The 18,382-nt window shown below is 56.5% G+C and carries 10 protein-coding genes; 3 read left to right on the forward strand and 7 right to left on the reverse strand.

Annotation, left to right across the window (positions count from 1 at the left end; genetic code table 11):
* The first annotated feature begins 9 nt into the window (after positions 1 to 9).
* Entirely contained in the window at positions 10 to 1,011 is a 1,002-nt protein-coding gene (locus E1J53_RS05680; RefSeq protein ID WP_134271977.1) for an NAD(P)-dependent alcohol dehydrogenase, read from the forward strand.
* A gap of 35 nt (positions 1,012 to 1,046) precedes the next feature.
* Here the strand turns inward: E1J53_RS05680 and E1J53_RS05685 are convergent, their stop codons facing one another.
* From E1J53_RS05685 to E1J53_RS05710, 6 genes are all read right to left on the reverse strand, one after another.
* Entirely contained in the window at positions 1,047 to 4,784 is a 3,738-nt protein-coding gene (locus E1J53_RS05685; RefSeq protein WP_253930619.1) for a metallophosphoesterase, read from the reverse strand.
* 141 nt (positions 4,785 to 4,925) lie between these two features.
* Positions 4,926 to 5,354, reverse strand: a complete 429-nt coding sequence (locus E1J53_RS05690; RefSeq protein ID WP_253930624.1) for a hypothetical protein — start codon at positions 5,352 to 5,354, stop codon at positions 4,926 to 4,928.
* A gap of 198 nt (positions 5,355 to 5,552) precedes the next feature.
* Positions 5,553 to 5,885 (reverse strand): helix-turn-helix transcriptional regulator, encoded by a 333-nt coding sequence (locus E1J53_RS05695; RefSeq protein ID WP_134271980.1) that lies wholly within the window; start codon positions 5,883 to 5,885, stop codon positions 5,553 to 5,555.
* A 124-nt stretch (positions 5,886 to 6,009) separates the two neighbouring features.
* Positions 6,010 to 6,489 (reverse strand): DUF6428 family protein, encoded by a 480-nt coding sequence (locus E1J53_RS05700; RefSeq protein WP_134271981.1) that lies wholly within the window; start codon positions 6,487 to 6,489, stop codon positions 6,010 to 6,012.
* A gap of 69 nt (positions 6,490 to 6,558) precedes the next feature.
* Positions 6,559 to 12,174: a T9SS type B sorting domain-containing protein gene (locus E1J53_RS05705; protein WP_134271982.1), complete on the reverse strand. Its 5,616-nt coding sequence runs from the start codon at positions 12,172 to 12,174 to the stop codon at positions 6,559 to 6,561.
* 193 nt (positions 12,175 to 12,367) lie between these two features.
* Positions 12,368 to 13,786: a hypothetical protein gene (locus E1J53_RS05710; protein ID WP_134271983.1), complete on the reverse strand. Its 1,419-nt coding sequence runs from the start codon at positions 13,784 to 13,786 to the stop codon at positions 12,368 to 12,370.
* A gap of 194 nt (positions 13,787 to 13,980) precedes the next feature.
* Between E1J53_RS05710 and E1J53_RS05715 the strand changes: the two genes are divergently transcribed.
* The gene (locus E1J53_RS05715) at positions 13,981 to 15,105 is read left to right on the forward strand and encodes a hypothetical protein (RefSeq protein ID WP_134271984.1); all 1,125 of its coding nucleotides are present in this window, start codon (positions 13,981 to 13,983) and stop codon (positions 15,103 to 15,105) included.
* Between the two features lie 134 nt (positions 15,106 to 15,239).
* A complete protein-coding gene (locus tag E1J53_RS05720) occupies positions 15,240 to 16,598 on the forward strand; it encodes a PepSY-like domain-containing protein (protein ID WP_134271985.1) in 1,359 nt (452 codons plus the stop codon).
* Positions 16,599 to 16,670: 72 nt separating this feature from the next.
* On the opposite strand, the gene E1J53_RS05725 is transcribed toward E1J53_RS05720, so the two are convergent.
* Positions 16,671 to 18,239, reverse strand: coding sequence for a TROVE domain-containing protein (locus tag E1J53_RS05725; RefSeq protein ID WP_134271986.1), 1,569 nt, complete (start codon positions 18,237 to 18,239; stop codon positions 16,671 to 16,673).
* Positions 18,240 to 18,382 lie beyond the last annotated feature (143 nt).

An 18,382-nucleotide genomic window follows, 5' to 3' on the forward strand; every position in this document is an offset into this window, starting at 1 on the left:
AACCACTGCATGCGCGCCCTAGTCCTTGAAGCCGACCAGCAACTAGTCCTGAAGGAAGTACCCACGCCGGAGCCCGGGGAGGGGGAGGTCCTGGTAAAAATTCGTGCGGCGGCCCTGAATCACCGGGAGATATGGATTTCCCGGGGCTTGTATCCCGGAATGAAACTTCCCAGCATCCTCGGCGCCGATGGCGCCGGCGTCGTGGCCGCCGTGGGGCACGGAGTAGACGGCGCCTGGATCGGAGAATCGGTGGTGGCTTACCCCGCCACGGGGTGGTACCCGGAAGCCGAATGGCCCACCCGCGACTTCAAAGTTCTCGGCATGCCCCAGGACGGCACCATCGCCGAATACGTTCTGCTGCCCGAAGAAAACCTCTGCCGCAAGCCAGAATACCTCTCCTTTGAGGAGGCCGCCAGCCTACCCGTGGCCGCCCTCACCGCCTGGCGCGGACTCACCCAGCGCGGACGGGTATACGGCGGGCAGAAGGTCCTCATCAACGGCATCGGTGGTGGCGTGGCGCAGTTTGGCTTAGCCTTTGCCCTGGCGCTGGGAGCGGAAGTCTTCGTGACCAGCAGTCGGCAGGAAAAGATCGACCGGGCCATCGACATGGGCGCGACGGGTGGTGTGCGCTATACCGACGGGGACTGGCCCGAACAATTACGCTCCCTTACGGGAGGCATCGACGTGGTGCTGGACGGTGCCCCTCTGCCCGAACTCGATCGCTACCTGAAGTTTCTCAACGTGGGGGGAAAGGTGGTCTACTACGGTTCTACGGGCGGAAGAAACGCAACCATTAATCTCAGCAAGTTTTTTCTGCGCCAGATCAGCTTGCTGGGCACCACGATGGGGTCCCCGCAGGACTTTGTCGACATGCTTGCCTTCATGGAACTGCATGAACTGCGTCCCCTCATCGATTCCGTCTTCCCCTTCGAGGAGGCCATCGCGGCCTTTGATGCCCTCCGGAACGGAGGACAGTTCGGTAAAATCGTCATCAGCGACTTTCCCGCTTAGCCCCTCCATTCCGATGATCTTCCATCGGTCAGCCCCTAAAAAAAGAACGATGCTCCCGCGACCGGTCGGTTTACGCCCTGGTTACCCCGGAAGATGCTGAATTTGAGCGTAAAGATGTCGAGTGGACTTACCCAGATTCCCCCGCCATAGCTGCGGTGCCAGGTGGAAGAGTCCTCACCGGGCGCCCACACCCGTCCGAGGTCGAAGCCCGCAACGATACCCAGGGAGAAGGGAATCAGTCGACGTTTGGCGTTAATGAGGCGTAGCCGCACGTCATTATTCAGGTAAAGGGCCGACCTTCCCGAGAACCGTTCCCTGCGGTAGCCCCGCAGGTTAGCGTCGGGGCCAACGCCCCCGAGGGTGGCCGCCTGGAAGTACTGAAAATCGTCGGAGAAAACGGTGGCGAAACCCACCCGGTTGGCCACCACCAGCGTGCCGTTCTTATCCAGTTGTTGGGTAATACTCAGCGAGGTTTTCAGATGAGCGACGTTGGCGGCATTGTCCCGGAGCGACCAGTTGTTGCCAAGTTCGGCGAAAAAAGTCAGCCCCTTGGTGGGTTGGGCGGCTGAATTGCGATTGTCGAAGGAAAACCGGGCCTTCAGGGAGAGGAATTCAAATTTGTCGAAGACTCCCGTGCCCTCCGGGTCTTCAAAGTTATCCGCCAGAAATCGCTCCTCGGTGCGGTTGGTGCTGATGGAGGTGTACTCCGGGCCGAGGTGAAGGATGGACGCTCCGTCCAGTCTGCGGGCAATGGAGGGGGCAAGTCTGATGAGTTCCTGTCGTACCCGGTGGTAATCATCTCCGTTGATGGCTTCGGTATTTTCAGTGTCGTTGCCGATGCCGTAAAAATTGACGCCATAAAAGGCGCTGCGGAAGGCACCGGTGAAGACCAGCTCGTTTTCTCCAAACAGATCCGTAAACTCCCCGTGATAATCAAACCGGGCGCCACCCGTGGAAAAAGCATACTGGCCACTGATGGACTGTCGGGTGGCAAAGGGACGTTTTTTAAAGCCGTAGGTGGTGTAAGTTCCCCCCGCTCCCAGCAGCAAGCCGTTGTCGGGATTGACCCCAATGATGGGCAGGAGGCTGAAGAAGTTATAGTTCTTGTCCAGCGAGAGTCGGCTGTAGGTATTGTAGCGGGGATGGACCGACCTACGGTCCTTTAAGCCCCCAAGATCACCCAGATCACTTGTCTCGATCTCTTCGGTATAATCATAGAACGCGGTGCGGGATTGACGATGGCCCACCGGAGAGGTTACTCTATCCTTGCCGGGGCCGCCTACGAGTCGGATTTTTACCCTACTTTTTTCTTCTCCCGAAAAGTCGAAGGTATCATCGCCATCCAGTGCGTAGAGGATGATTTCGTCGGTTTCGGTAGCGTAGAAGTAGCGTTGGTACCGGGCCTCTCCCTTAGCTTCTCCCTCCTTGTTGGCGTCGAAGAGTTTGACCTCAAGGTCGCCATTGGAATGGGTGATGAGGTCGAAGTGGTCTCCCTTGTCAGTACCGGCAATCTCTACCTCCCGGGCACGGAATTCGTAAAGGTCCCGGATAATTTCCCGCAGCTTATCCCGCCGTTCCTTCAGGATGGCAATGATACCCGGGCCATCGGCGGCAAAGACCTCTTTGGGCCAGGCCTCTCGGAAGGCGGCCTCGATGACGTCATCCGTGACGGTCGCTTGCAGGTGACGAATTTCTCGTTCCCAGACCTCCCAGCTGATTTCGGAGAGAAAGGTAGCGTCGAAAAAGCGGTTGCCGTGGGTGGCCCAGTGGATGCGTTTGGGATGCGCCCGGAAGGGCGCCAGTGGCCGGGTATCGGGCGCCAGGAGTCGGGCGAAAGCCAGGAGGAGCCCGTCGTAATTGGAAAAGGCCTGATCGCGGTCGCGGGGAATGGGAATGTAGTATTTGGCGTCTCCCCGTTTATCGACCACCCAGCGCCACTGATCATCGTGTCGGTCCCAGTCGCCCAGGAGCAAGTCAAAGGCCCGCGCCCGGGCCATGGCGGGTACGTCCAGTCGGTAATCGTGGTCTTTCCGTAGACCGGCCAGTACCTTCGGCGTGGAGACGATATCGGCGGGATTGCCAAATTGCTCCTGATCTTCCCACAGATCATCGTCCGGACGCTCCTCCACGAGATAGACCTTATTCCCGAACTGCGGATTATACTTGCCCAGTGATGGTTGTGCCGGGATGTAGAAAAGCTCCGGATGAGTGTGGTTCACCGTCGCCGCTTCGGCCAATCCGGTTACGGGGAGAGCGGAAAGCGGATGGGCGGCGGTAAAGGCGTCCTTGATCAGTTTACGGACTACCCGACTCTGACTCAGCGTATACCCCACCGTAGCCGTGGGATCTTTCTCCAGGGAACGCATGGTGTACTGCCGACCGTCTCCGGCCTCCAGCCGGACGGACTGGGTCTGGTTCCCCCCACCCTTCTTCACGGGAATCACTCCTCCACGATATTGCCCCAGATCGAGCATGGGAATGGACAGGGTCTGGGCAAAGCTTTTCCGGTAATGCTCCCCCAGCACGAGCAGGCCCAGCCTGCTGCGGGTATAATCCCCGTTGACCAGTTTACTGCTGATGGTCGCGTCTTCCGGTAGAGGATAATGGTCAAAGGATGACGGTAATTCATAGTTGTCGGCCGGTGGGGGTGCCTGGATTTCCCGACGGTACAGTAAAGTGTTTTGCTTGCCGTACTCATCTACCGAATAAAAACTTACCCACATGGATCCGTCCGTATAGAGGTCGAGCACCGAATAACCCAGTCCGCCGTAGGAGAAAAAGCTTCCCTCCCCTAGCCCCACGGGAGCCACCTTGGAGGCCGAACCGCTGACGATGTACCGCTGGTTGTCGTTTTCGATGTACTGCAGACTGTGCTCGTGGCCGGACACAAAGGTGACGTTGCCGTTGAGCTGCACGGTCTCCAGGAGACTCCGCTTCAATTCCTGAAAGGAGGCGTTGAAGTTGTCCTGTTTACTGCCCACGTTCGTTCGTAAAAAGGGCATGATGGACCCCAGCCCCGGTAGGGGGATCCAGAGATTCTTGTTTACCGTCCGCCGCAGTGGAAACAGATGGTCGCTCAGGGGAAAATGCCCCCCGTGAGGACCGAAGGTTTCCATCGGGTGGTGCATCACCACCACGATGTTTTTCTCCTTATTTCCCTTCACGGCGTCGGTGAATCGACGCAGGAAGTCAACGCGGTTACTGGCGTCACAGCCTTCGTTGATTCCCGGATGCTTATTCCATTTAGCCAGCCACCACTGACTGTCGATGACGATGTAGACAAGGTTGTCGTGAACTTCCAGAACATCCGGTCCGCCACAGCCCTCTTTTGGGGCCCAGATTTTCTTTTGATCGAGTGCTTTCTCCAGGTATTTTCGTTGACGCTTCAGTCCTTCGATGCTGTGGCGATACCAATCGTGGTTCCCCGGTACGAAGAGTATTTTACCCCCAAAATCCATCAGGGGAGCAAGCTGGGCGTCCAGGCGGTGTTCGGCCAGTTCCCGCTCGGGGGCCGAACGGGGAGGCATGCCGTCGGGGTAAAGATTATCCCCGAGGAAAATGATGCTGGTGGAAGCGGGTGCGGTCGCCAGTTCCTCCTCCAGGTAGGTCATCACCGCCAGCGGTTTGCCTTCTTTGGCGTTACCCGCATCGCCGATGAGGTAGGTCCGGTAGGCAAGGTCAGCCGCTTCGGGTGGTGCCTCTAATGCCCACCCCTTGCCGGCCCTGGCGTAGTGCTCGTGGTAACTGGCACAAGTGAAAAGAAGTGCTCCCATGAGGAGCACGGTAGTAAGTCTGAATAGGTGTCCCATGAAAACTGCGAATGTGCACCTTAGCGGGTAGTTCCGCTGCGGCCCGGTGCAACAAACTACGCACGAGCGAGAATCTGCGCAAATAGATCCCCTACTCCACACCCCCTAAAGCCGGGAAAATACGTAGAGTATTTCCCGTCCGATTTGCCGGGTACGTTCCAGGTATTTGGACGCTTCTTCTGCGGTGCCGTCCGCAACTTTGGGGTCCTCATAGGTCAGCGGAAGACGGAACGAGGCCCCCGGGATAAAGGGACAATTGTCGTCGGCCTCGGCGCAGGTCATGATGGCCGCAAAATCGCGGTCCGGATTATCTGGATGATCGTAGACTTTGCTGAAGCACACTAGGGGCTGATGGTCCGCCGAAAACGATACCCGATAGGTAGGATTGTCACCCGCCGCGGGGGGGATGCGGAAACCAACGGACCGTAGGGCCGTTACGGCCCGGGGATTAAAGGCCGTAGCCTCCGTCCCGCCCGAATACGTGCATACTCCCTCCACCCCGTAGACCGCCGCGGCTACGGCAGCCCAGATCATCCCCAAATGACTCCGCCGGGAATTGTGGGTGCAAATGAAGTTTAGGTGAATGCTTTTACCCCGATGATTACCAAGGTATTGAGCAAATCTATTGAGCCGATCTATGCGGGCCTCTGGAATGAGGGAAAATGAAGACTGAAGTTCTTGAACGGTATTATGGAGTTCGGGAAAAAGAATTTCGCTCATTTGGGATAGAGATTAACAACAGCCACTGCCGCCGCCCTTAAAGGTGTTGAACATTTGATTGATCATGGTCTGGACCTCCCGCCACCGTGCGGCGTTAATGCAGTAACTCACGCTGGTCCCCTCGATGGTCCCGGAAATCAGTCCGACTTCTTTGAGGGCCTTCAGGTGCTTGGAGACGGTGGGTTGGGAAAGGGGGATTTCATCGGTAAAATCCCGGCAGATGCAACAGTCCGTAGACAGTAGTTGCTGCAAAATGGCTACCCGTGCGGGATGGCCGATGGCCTTGCAAATCTCGGCCAGTTTGTTCTGTTCGTCGGAGTAAATGTCCGTCTTGGTTACGCCCATGATCGAGTGGTTTTGTGATTTGGGCGCGGGGCGCAGGTGCAAAGATTCTGGAAACCTTTGAGACAAGGCATGCCTTGTCTCTACAATACCCATTGCATGGCACCTGCGCTCCGCGCAAAAAAGATTAGCAGCAGCCTCCCCCGGGAGTACAGGCCTCCTCCTGCTTGCCGGCAATGAAGGCTCCTAAAGATACCTTCTTACCTGCGGCCGGAATGCCGCAATCAGCTTTGGCCAGGCAGTCCGTTTGGGTCCCCGTCAGCTGAAGGCGGTTATCGCGGACGTCCAGTCCGTACTTGACGATCGCATCCGCTCCCTGGTATTCCACCTCGACGTCCAGGTCCCCCAATCCGAGTTTGGATTCCGCCAGGGAAAGGATGTGGACCAGTTTCTCGGGGTGCAGCCGGTGGTCGTAGTCGTTGGCGCTCCACAGCTGAAGGTTCACCTTCTTCTCGTGTCGCATCGTACCCCCACAGTCAATGAAATGTTTTGTGGACTCCCCCACTTCCGTAACGTGAAAGTGAGCGGGCACTTCCTCCCCGTTGGGTAGAGCAATGGCGATGGTCTCCTGACCCGCGAGGTAGGTTTTGAGTTCAGATAAGCGCATAGTTGTACTGTTTGATTGCAAATATAGCTATATTGCTATCAATGAATCAAGGGTGACGAAATATTTCTTTTACCGGATCAAGCTGAATTCTCCCTTGAAGGTGACTTCCCGCCCGTCAATCAAGCGCACGGTAGCCGAATAGACGAACACGGCGGGGTTCATGATCCGGCCGCCGAAAGTGCCATCCCAGCCCGCCGCCAGCTCATTGGGCGGAAAATCTTCGTTCGAAAAAACCAGATCCCCCCACCGGTCGTAAATCTGAAACTGGTTTACCCGCTCAACGGCCTTCAAATCCGCGAAGGGAACGTACCGGTCGTTGACCCTATCTCCGTTGGGAGAAAATGCCGTGGGGAAATATATCGCCGAGCGGCGATCAACAATGATCCGGATTCCTCCCTCCACCGGACAACCATCCTCGTCAACCACGGTGATGCGGTATTGGGTACTGCTGCTCGGACGAGCGACGGGATACAAACAGTCGACGCAACTGAGCCCTTCGGCGGGCGTCCAGCTTACTTCCCCGATCTCATCGGTCGGGAAATTCAACTGGGGCCGCAGTCGTACCTCCTCCCCCAAGCGGATGACTTCCTCGGTGGGTAAAAAGAGCTCCAGCGTGGGCAGCGGGACGATGGTCTCACTACCCCTCAGTTCACAACCAAAAATATCCTGAACGACCAGCGGGTAGGTGCCCGCTTCCAGCCCGGAAAAAGTGGGCGTGGTCCGGTAATTTCTTCCGCCGTCGATGGAAAAGGTATAGGGGCCTTCGCCACCCGTCACGTCCGAAAAATCAATCTGACCAAAGGGAAGCATACAGTTGGGTTGCTGCACCTCGAGGGCAAAATTCCGCACCGGGTCGTCAATCACCGTAAAGCTGTCCCGGGCCACGCAACGGTTCCTTTCGTTGAGAATGGTGGCGTAATACGTTCCGCCCGCTCCGACCAACAGCTCTAGTCCGCCATCCTCTCCGAGGATACTTCCGGTCCCCTCCCAGCTTACTTGAAAATTAGCCTCCAGGTCCGTAACGGCCCTGAGCTGGGCGGTTCTGCGGTCACAATCCAGGCGTTCCTCCCCGGTCATCGTCAGGGAAGGAAGGCTGATGTCCTGAACGACCACGACCGACGTAGAATCCCGGCAACCGGTAAGCGTATTGAGTACGAGCAACTGGTAATTACCCGGCGCATTGATCAGGGGCATCGGCCCCTGCCCCCCGCTGAGAACGTTGCCGTCCTGAGTGGACCACGCCAGGGAAAAGTTATTGTCCTGATCACTGCGGGAGGCATCCAGCCGGAATTGGTCCCGGGCACAGTTCAACTCTGGAGGCGGAAGAATACTGACCACCGGTAGTTCGCGATCTTCCAGCACCTCTACCCCACCCATGGTGTCGCATCCGTTCCGAATATTCGTAATCTGAATCCGATAAACTGCGGGTGCATTCACCACAATGTCTGCATTGTCGGTAGGTCCCAGGATGTTCCCTTCGGTGGTGGTCCAGGCGTAGCGAAGGGGCGCGCTGCCGCTACCTTCTTCTACCGATACGGAAACGCTGGGCCTCGAGCAGGTAATGACCGGCGGCGTCCGCAGGATTAGGGAGGGCCGGGTGAAGTCTTCCCGGACCATTACCGTCTCTTCCTCCCGGCAAAAGTTTTCCTGGTTGAGGACCTGAATTCGGTAGGTTCCGGCCCGATCGTACATAATTCCCGCCTGGTTGCTGGGGCCCAGAATATTGCCGCCTTCGGTTGTCCACGTGTACTGAAGGGAGCTTCCGTTTGTAACGTTCGCCTCGATTTGTCCGATGGGGCGACGACAATTGAGTTCATCCTCGTCCGCCATCATAATGCGTGGTACCCGAACGTCTTCCATCACGAAGCTCGTATCCCGATCCTGACAACCATTCCGGAAATTGGTAACCTCCAGGATAAAGGTGCCCGGCACCCGGGTCGATAGAAAAGAGTCGCGATCATCACTTAAGGCAGCATCCGGTGATTGCCACCGGTAGGTGTACGGACCGGACTGACTCGTTCCGGAGCCGCTGAGGAGAATCAAACTATCTCGACAATTCAGCACACCATCGGGTCCCGCATCCGCCGTGGGGAATAACCGGTCTTCTTCGACAAAGGTGCTGTCGGCGGTGCGGCAACCATTATCCGGGTTGAAGACGTCCAACACGTACCAGCCCGGGGCATCTACCCGGGGAGCAGCCGGGTCGCTCAGGTCCCGAAAATTACCCGTTTCGGTGGCCCAGGTATAATCGAAATTGACCGGAGAAGCAGAGCCCGTGGTGGAGATCATCACCTCCTCCCGTCGGCAATTCAGGGTGTCCACGGCAGACAGGACGACGGTGGGAAACTCCAGGTCTTCCGTAACAATGACTCCTGCTTCGCTGGTGCAGCCATTGCGGTCATTGGTTACCTGCATCCGGTAATTACCTGCTTCCTCAGTCGTAACACTCAGGCTGGAGGGATCTCCCGTAAAGCTTCCAGCAATGGCCTCCCACTCCACCGTAAAGTCCCCGGACAGATCAAGGGTAGCCTCCAGGGTTTGGGCCGGGGAGAAACAATTAATCTCTAGCGCATCCGGCAGGGAAATGCTGGCCGATACGGTGTCTTGGTCAATGGTTACTTCTGCTTCGCCCTGGCAACCATTGTCAACGTTTATGGTGACGAGGTGATAGGTGCCCGGCCTACCAATGCGGGCGATCACTCCCATCGTGTCGGCGAAACTTCCACCGTCGCTGGCCGTCCAGCGATGTCGGAAATTCACTCCGGTCTCACTCTGCTGTCCGAGTTGGATCAAGGTATCGAGGCAGGTCAGCGTCTGGGTCGGCCCAAGGCTTACCAGGGGCGCCCGGAAGTCCTGGGAGACGACGACGCTATCGGAGGCCACACAACCGTTGCGCGTGTTTTCAATGCGTAACCCTACCGTAGCCGCCCCGCTGACGAGGGCCGTGGTATCCCCCACGAGGGGCAGCTGATCGCTGCTGGTAGTACTCCAACTGTACCGGAAAATACTCCCGCGGGAGGACCCTACCGTGGATAGATTTGCGGTTGGGGAGTTGCAGTCAAGCCGCAGATCGTCCGGCAACGTCAGGAGTGGCGCATGGGTGTCCTGCACTACGGTGACCGAGTCGATTCCACGGCAACCGTTAAGGGTATTGGTGATTTCCAGCCGGTAGCGACCGGGAGCGTTCACCCGTGGCGTTAAGCCTTCCGCATTATCCAGGATGTTTCCGTCTTCCGTGCGCCAATTAATGGTAAATCCGGCTCCACCGGAGGAGCCGCTGGCGTCCAGAACGATGCTGCGGTCGGTGCAGCTAAGGAATCCCGGAGCGGCAATGGCCAGCGTGGGCAGGTCATCATTGGTGGTGACCTGAATGGAGTCTGCGGACCGACAACCAGTAACCGTATTGAGCACCGTAAAGTGATAGGTCCCCGCACTACCGATCTCGGCCACCACGCTGTCCACCCCAGCGGTGATGGATCCCGAGGAAGTCTCCCAAAGGTATTGGAAAGGAGGGCCCTGGCTGGAACCCAGCCCGGAGACCACGGCCGAGGTGGTATTACAATCCAGCTCAAAGTCGGGACTCACCTGAACCAGCGGAGCCAGGGTATCCTGGACGACCCGAACCGAGTCCACGGTGGAGCAACCGTTGCCGTCGTCCAGGACCGTCAGGAGGTAAAGACCGGGGGCGATCACCGCAGGTGCCAGGCTATCGCGGTCGGCGCCGAATTGTCCGCCGGTGGTCGACCACACCAGCGACCGGTCAGGCTCGGCCACCGAGGTGGTGGCCAGAAGTCGCAGCGTGTCACGCACGCAGGTGAGGGTATCGGGCGGGGAGATGGACAGGTCGGGGATTTCCCGGTCCACGGCGACGATTACCGTATCCCGGCGCTCGCAGCCCGAGCCATTATCCCGGGCGGAAAAGGCGTAGGCCCCTCCGGCGGTGGCCACCGCGACGAGCGTATCGGTTGGCCCCGTCAGTTGTCCCGTAGTGGTTGTCCAGTTCAGGGTCAATCCGGATATCCCGCCCGGAATGCTCGCCGCCAGGGAAATGGTGTCCTGACGGCAGTTCAGGGTGTCGGGGGTTGCCAGGGTGACATCCGGTCGTGCGAAGTTACCCTGGACTTCCACGCTGGTGCTGTCGGAGCAACCATTATCGTTGTTGAGGACCACGAGGGAGTAGAGCCCCTCCGCCGTAACCCGTGGCCGTCGGGAAGATTGTCCGGATTGAATGGCGCCGTCCGTAGTTGTCCAGGTGTAGAGAAAATTACCTCCTCCGCTGGATTCACTCCCGTCAATGACAATACTGGTGTTCAGACAAGACAGCTCCTCCTCCACCCTGGCCTCGGCCAGCGGTGCATTAGTATTCTCCACGGCGATCTCCGTGGCCATCGCCACACAACCGGTGCGGGTATTGGTGACGACCAGATGGTAATTACCCGCCTGATCGAAATTGATGGCCGGTTGGTTGGGATCCGTGGTGATGTTTCCGTCCGTAGTGCTCCATACGTAAGTGGTGTTTGACGGGGAGCCGTTGGTGGCCAGCAATAGCCCCTGGTCGTTGCGGCAATCAATGCTCAGCACCTGATCGATGGTCGCGTCGGGGGCATCATCGTCTACGCCGACGACTACGCTAAATTGATCCGAACAAATCGCAGTCCCGTCATCGTAGGTGACCGTCAGGGTGTAGGTACCGGGCGCATCCGCTTCGGCCAGTACATCGGTGGCGCCACGGACGATATTTCCGTTTGGGGTGCTCCACTGGTAGCTGATGTTTGTCCCGGTGGTGGACGGACTGCCGTCCAGGATCACCGTGCTGGTGGAATTCAGGCAGGGAAGATCCAGGGGTGGGAAGACGTTTGCCTCTACGGAAAACACCTCGATGGTGACGTCGTCCGTTTGCTCACACACCGGACCGAAGAAGAGGTCATCGATGGCAAAATCATTGCCGCTTCCCACCGTGTTTTGGTTAACGATGCAGATTTCGCCCGCGCTCGCACCCCCTGAATTCCAGACTTCATTGAATTCCTCCCAGTTGCAAGTTGTGGAAGAAGCTCTGAAGGGGTTACCCAGTAATTGCCCGTTAATGGAAAACTGAAGCAGCGCCGGATTTTCACTGATTACGGACTGTATCCAGGCGTTGAAGATGTAGTCCGTGTTGGGGGTAATGGAGATGTTCTGGCACCAGACCTGCACGTTGGCGGTCGTGGAGCCGTTGACGACGAGCATCTCTCCGCCGCCCGTATGGTCACCACAGGAGGCAAAATTGGTGTGGGTTGAGGCGGAGTTATTGCTAACGGCAAACTGCCCTTCTAAAGACAGCAGCCCAAAGGCACCTCCCGTACCGGGAATATACTGACTCGTAAACCCAACCTGCCCGCCACTGAAGTCTCCATTAACGATCAGATTATTGGATGGATCAAAAACCTGTCCGGTGAGCGTAAAGGTAGTCGTCGCACTTACCGTAACGGTTTGCGCCAGACTGGTGGGATCGGCGAAACTTCCTGCGGGAGACCAGATGGCACCGAGGTAATTTGCTCCCCCGGCGCTTCCCAGTAATTGCACCTGACCACCGGGGGCGCAAATCCGCTGGTCCGGTCCGGCGTTTACGGTAATACCACACTGTGCTTTAGCCACCTTACCCCCACCCCATCCAGTGAGGAACAGGAGGATAAAAATTCTGTACATACGTGGAGCTTATCTCCTCCTCAAAGGCTCTAAACTAGACATTTCTCCTGATTCGCCCGGGCAAGCTCCCGGGCAGAATAATTCACTTATCTCGTTCCCAACGTCCTGGCGCTGCACCGAAGCCACTGCACCTGCGCCCTTGCGCCTCCGTACTCTTCCGGACGGGACGCCAAAATGAGCCTACCGTGGACACCTACCCGCCGGGGAGACCGTGCAACGCAACATTCTTCAGCCATTCCCGGTCCGTCAGTAAGCTCGTTTCTTCGATCCGACGCCCCAACGCATCCGGACTTTTACCCCTCAACCGGAGGATGCTGTTCAGGATTTTACAGAAATTGAGGAAGGTCGCCTGAAGGTTCCGGGAGATTTTTTTGTTGCGCTGCAGAAATATGGTAAAGGCCGCCAAATGGGAAAGCAGCGCCTCCTCCTCTCCGGTCTCGAAGTAAATTTTTGCGAGCAGCACCCGCGCTCCCAGGTAATAATTCAGATCCGTGTAGGCCACGCGTTGTAAATATTCCTGCGCCGCCGCCTTCTGGTCGGTGTAATAAAGTAATTCCGCCAGATTGTAGTTACGTGCATTCTGACGAAATTCGGTGGGGAGCTGTTTCTCGTATTCCTCGATGAAGTGCTGGGCGTAGGTATATTCCTTTTCCCGTAAGGATAATTTCACCACGTTGGTAAAGGCCCAGGGAGAGAGTTTGCCTTCATTATCCAAAAGCCAGGCGTTCTCGATGCCCACCCGATAGAGTGCCAGTGCCTCACGGACGAATTGCTGTTTTCCCTGGCGGATTTTACGGGCACAATAGTTGATCGCAAACTGGGTGACTTCCCGGAGGATTTCCGGATTCGGCACCGACAGTTGTTTGCCAAGCATTTCCTTCAGCGTCCAGAAGTATCCCTCCCGATCCGGTTCCCGTAAAGCCCGGAAGATGGTCAGGTAAATTTGAATGATGGGCTCGGAGGAGGCCGGCGATTGCTCCAACTGATCAAGCCAGTCCGTAGTGATCTGATGGTCAATGGGCCCCGCCAGGATATTTTGCCGGTCCAGGAGAGAACACGCAATCTGGAGCTTCTTCGCGTAGTAAAAGGCATCCAGGGAGTCACTGGCCAGTTGAAGATTGTTGTCCTCCCTCCGAATTTTATTTTGTATGTAGTGCTCATCCTGAAGCAGGAAGTACTGGGTCTGCCGGAGAAACTCCTCGGGGCCCTTGACGCCAGAAGAAAACAGTCTCCTTCGAACTCTTTTGTTCTCGGCCCGGAAATGTTTGTCTAGCGTAAGCCGGGAATATTGCTTTAGCTTGTTCAGCGATAGAAAGACCTCTTCGGATTCTACGGAGCGCCAGGCTAAGAAATCCTCTCCTGCCTGGTTTAAAAAGCTCAGCACATAATTGATCTCTTTTGCCGTAAAATCTACGTTTCCGAAAACCCGACGGAAAAAGGCTGGTTTGTTTTCTGGAAAATCTTTTTCCTGGTTGATCAGCTCAACCATTGTGGTCGCTAGTTTGATCCCCTGTTGATCGTCCGGAAGGCGGTGCCGCAAAAAATGAAGATAATCTTCCCGCATTTGGGGAGAAATTTGCTCGAGCAGCTGAATGATTTTAGTAGATTTCACTGGCAATTAACCATTTCAAATATAATTATAATTAAATTTAAAGGCGCAAATAGCTGATAAGCAATTACTTGCAGATTACCTGCTCACACGATAGGCTTCCCTAAGCTACGATAAATGTGAAAATTTGTAGTTGTTTCTACTCGCAATTCCCCCGACTTTTGGATTGTAATCGTGATCAAGTAATGTCACTACTGATGAAATGCTATCAATTAATTGTTCTTCTCTTTCTACTGGCGGGTGTGCCGTTGAGCGGACAGTCCATCTGGCCGGGGGACGTCAACAACAACGGTAGGGTTGGTGCCGTAGACCTCCTCTACTGGGGGATAGCCAACGGCAGTACCGGGCCGGCAAGAAGTACGCAGAGTACGGACTGGATGGCTCAGCCCGGCGGTGCCGCCTGGTCACAGTCCTTCCCCAACGGAATAAACTACGCCTTCGCCGATTGTGATGGTAACGGGGTGGTCGACGAAACCGACTTCGACGACGCCATTGAAAATAATTACGGACTGGAGCAGGGTGGAGAAATTCTGCCCGACGGCTACGCTAATGCGGAAGAAGGTGAAGCCGGTCCGATGCTTAAACTCAGCTCGGCCGTTAACCTGGTCGAGCCCGGTGCGGTGCTGGACATCGATCTTTCGATTGTCGATAATGGTGTTCCCGTCACGGACTTCTACGCTCTAGCGCTCCAGATCAGTTACACCACCGGATTACTGGAGGGGGATGACGGACCCGACTTTGATTTCGTGGAAGGTGCCTGGTTTGAGGGGGGCGATGAGGCCTTTCAGGCCCTTTACGAAGATGAAAGTGGCTCCGGACGGGCTGAACTTGGCCTTACCCGAACCAATCAGCTTTCCGTGCCCATTGAACCGGGTGAAATGGGGTCCTTCAACATCATCGTTGAAGACATCATCGTCGGACTCGAGCGGGAGGATTTCATTCTGAGAATTGACAGCGTACTGCTGATCGGCCCGGATTTGACCGCCATCCGGACGCATACCGATTCCATCGTGATTACCATTGTGCCCGACACCTCGAAGGTTACTTCCGTCAATTCGCCGGAAATTTCTCGCAATGCTGACGTTAATCTGTTCCCTAACCCCGTCCACCGGGAACTTTTCATCGACAGCGCCATGGACCTGAAGGCGGTATGGCTGATGACTCCCCTGGGGCAAAGACGGCCATTGCCAGTTGATTACACCACCGGCGACGGGACCCATCGGATCCTCCTGCCCCGGCTACGCCCTGGTCCTTACTGGATTGGGCTACGGGGAAATGACGCCGTAGTGGTCCGTAAAATCATTGTTGCCCCACCCGACTAAACGGAATACCTCCACCGGCCTGCTTTTTCCTTTTCGTGCCCACCTGCAATGGGTCGCGCCGGAAGCCTGCTGCCAGGAGTGGAGCTTTCCCTAATCCCAAAAACTATCCCAATCACTAATTAAATTCATTTACCATGCTTAATCGCCTGTTTATTTTTCTTGCGGCCCTGACCATTACCCTGAGTTCGGGCTGCGAATTCCTCCGCGAAGATGATTTTGAGATCGTCGGTCCTCCCATTCCCGAACTGGCCTCCTCCTTCATTGAGGAAAACTTTCCCAACTTCCGGATCAACAGCTCCGAAACCGAAGACCTCTGTGACAACTCCATCGTGCTGGAAGTTGAGCTCGAAGACGGCCCGGGACCAGACGTCGACCTGTATTTTACCCCGGATGGGCAATTCCTTTTTTCCTCACGGGACATCAGCCTTCAGGACATTCCGGAGGACATCCTGGCGAGTATCGAGGCAGCCTACCCCGGATACACCATCAGTTCTGATGACGCAGAACTCTACACTTTCCCCGATGGCACCCTTCAGTACAAGGTTGAACTGATCAACGCTCAGGGAGACGAGGATGACCTGATCGTGGCCGAGGACGGAACCGTTGTCTGCTTTGAAGAAGATGAAGACGATGACCCTAACGACGACGATGACGATGATTCTCATGATGACGACGAGAACGAGAATGCGGTAGAAATCCCCGAAACCATCAGAATGTGGATCGCCACGGAATATCCCGGCTACCGGATTGAAAGCGCTGAACTGGAAGATCTGTGTGACGATCAGAACTACTACGAAGTGGAACTGGAAGATGGTCCCGGTCGGGACGTTGACCTGTATTTTGACCAGGACTGGGTATTTCAGTTTTCCGCCACGGAAATCCCGGAAGCCAACCTGCCGGAAGCCGTCCTGTCGGCCATCGCCGCAGAGTTCCCAGGTTATCGCCTTTCCCCCGATGAGGAAATCGAACGACTGGATTACCCCGACGGTACGGTTCAGTACCTCGTGGAGATTCAGCGGGGAGACGAAGACGACATAGACGTGGTTTTCGGTGAAGACGGAACCCTGGTTTGTACCGAAGATGATAACGATGATGATAATTCCACGCTACCGTCAGCCGTCCGGGAATGGATTGACGTGGAGTATCCTTCGTACCGCATCAGCAGTGTCGAACGGGAAGACATCTGCGACGACCAGATTTTCTACGAGGTAGAACTGGAGGACGGCACCGGTCCGGATCTGGAATTATACTTTGACCTGGACTGGGAGTTGGCCTTTACGGCCACCGAAATTGCGTCTTCCGGACTGCCTGCGGCCGTCGTTACCGCCATCAATGATCAGTTCCCCGGCTTCCGGGTGGATACGGATGACGAGGTGCAGGAGTTTGCGTACCCCGACGGGGCGATCGCCTACTACTTTGAAATTACCAACGGAGATGATGACGTGGAAGTCCTTTTCTCCGCAGCGGGTAACCTTGAATGCTACGATGACTAGAAGGACATAAATTAGAGGGCCTGAACGGAAAGGGACACCGCGAAACGCGGTGTCCCTTCATTCGTTATGGCGCTACCACTCCAGGGAACGAATTTCCGTAATGAGTGCCTTCGGATCACGTTCACAACGTTCCATGATGTCGAAGATCTTCTCACTCCATCCGGCGAGCTTGTACTCCCCTACCCGAAAAACGGTGGTTCCGTATCCACGCAGGTCCACACTGAAGACCTTCACCTCGGGGTTGATCTTCCGGTAAGCTTCGTAAAGCTTGTTGAAATCACCACCCCGGCGACCGTCTCCGGTGTACCAACGGCAGCCCTTTCCGATCTGGAGATCGGAGAAGATGACGATTCGATCGACCATCTCCCGCTGCTCAATCAGGCGCTCAAAAGCATCAAAGATTCCCGTTTCCGTGGCTCCGCCGCACGACTGCGCCTGACGATTCAGGGTCCTAAAGTTTTCGAAGACGCCCCTGGTCCGATCCATCTCGCCGTTGATCAACCGGTCCCCGAAGAGCCCTACGTAGGTGTTGTAGGCACGGGTCCAGTAAAGCACGGCAAAGAGATTGGCAATGTCGGCGGTGGTCCGGCGGCTCAGGGCAGATACGGCGGATCCTCCACCCGCGTCTCCCCGCATGGATCCGGAATTATCCGTCAGGATGAGGGTCTTTCCGCCCAGCAGGGGGAGGTTCTTCACGGACACGTTAACGGCTTTCTCCAGGGCTTCCAGAAGCTGGTCCAGTCGCCGGGAGTCATCCCGTTCGAAGAGGATACCCTTCTTCCGGGGTCCCTTCAGCTTGGTCAGTTCCCCGTAGGCGGAGAGAAAGCGGAAGGGGAACTGCCGGCTCCGGCGAACGGCCCGCTCATCGGCAACCTGATCGATCACCTTTCGGAAATCCTGCTTACTCAGCTTGGCCTCGTACAGGTTCCGCAGGTTGCGGAGCAGGGCCATGTACCCCAGTTTGCCCTCCCGAATCAGATCGGCCCAGGCTTCCTGCTTGGCTTCGGGTGCCCGTTCGGTCCGTTGTCCGGCCGCAGAAATCCGGCTTTCCCAGGTAGACTGGTTGCGTAGGGTCCCGGCCACCAGTTCGCTCAGTGCCTTGGCGTTTTTCTGGGTGGGCACGGGCCGCACCAGGTTAACCAGGTCAACCAGCTTGACGGACTTCCCTTCACCCCGGTACTTGGCGAGTTGGTATCCGTCGAAACGATCGAAGGCCCGGGAAAATCCCTTTTTCATGGCGTTGGTGGGGGCACGGCGGTCGCCATACCGCTGGCGGTAAGCCGCCAGAATCTCCAGCATATCGTCCACTCGAACGACTACCTGATCGTAGAATGAAGCTCCCCAGGAGGTTTCGGAAGCCCGTTCGGCCAGCAGGGCGGCCATCAGGTGGGATACGGAACGCATGCCGAAAGCCCGACGGGCGTACACGGCAGCCTTGGCGGCAAATTGGGCGTCCACCCGCGCCAGGGCAGCTTCCAAATCCGCCATCCCCTGATCGGCGGAGCGGTAGTAGCTGTCCTGAACGAAAGACGTCAGCAGCACGGAAACCAGACGGTATTCGTCGGGGTAATGGTAGGCGGGGGCTCCCATGTGGTTTACCGTGGCCCGGTTACGGGACTTGCGTTGGTTAAATAGAGACATGGGCTTGGATTTTAGGTGTAGAAAAGGTGTGGAGAAAACCGGGAAGAAGGGGAATCCTAACGAGTAATGGTCGAAGTAACTTCCTCCCTGACTGCCACGGAGGGGTAAATACTCCAAGCCCGACCATAAGTTGCGGACGGAAT

It is taken from the genome of Lewinella sp. W8 (assembly GCF_004375085.3).
GTDB lineage: Bacteria > Bacteroidota > Bacteroidia > Chitinophagales > Saprospiraceae > Neolewinella.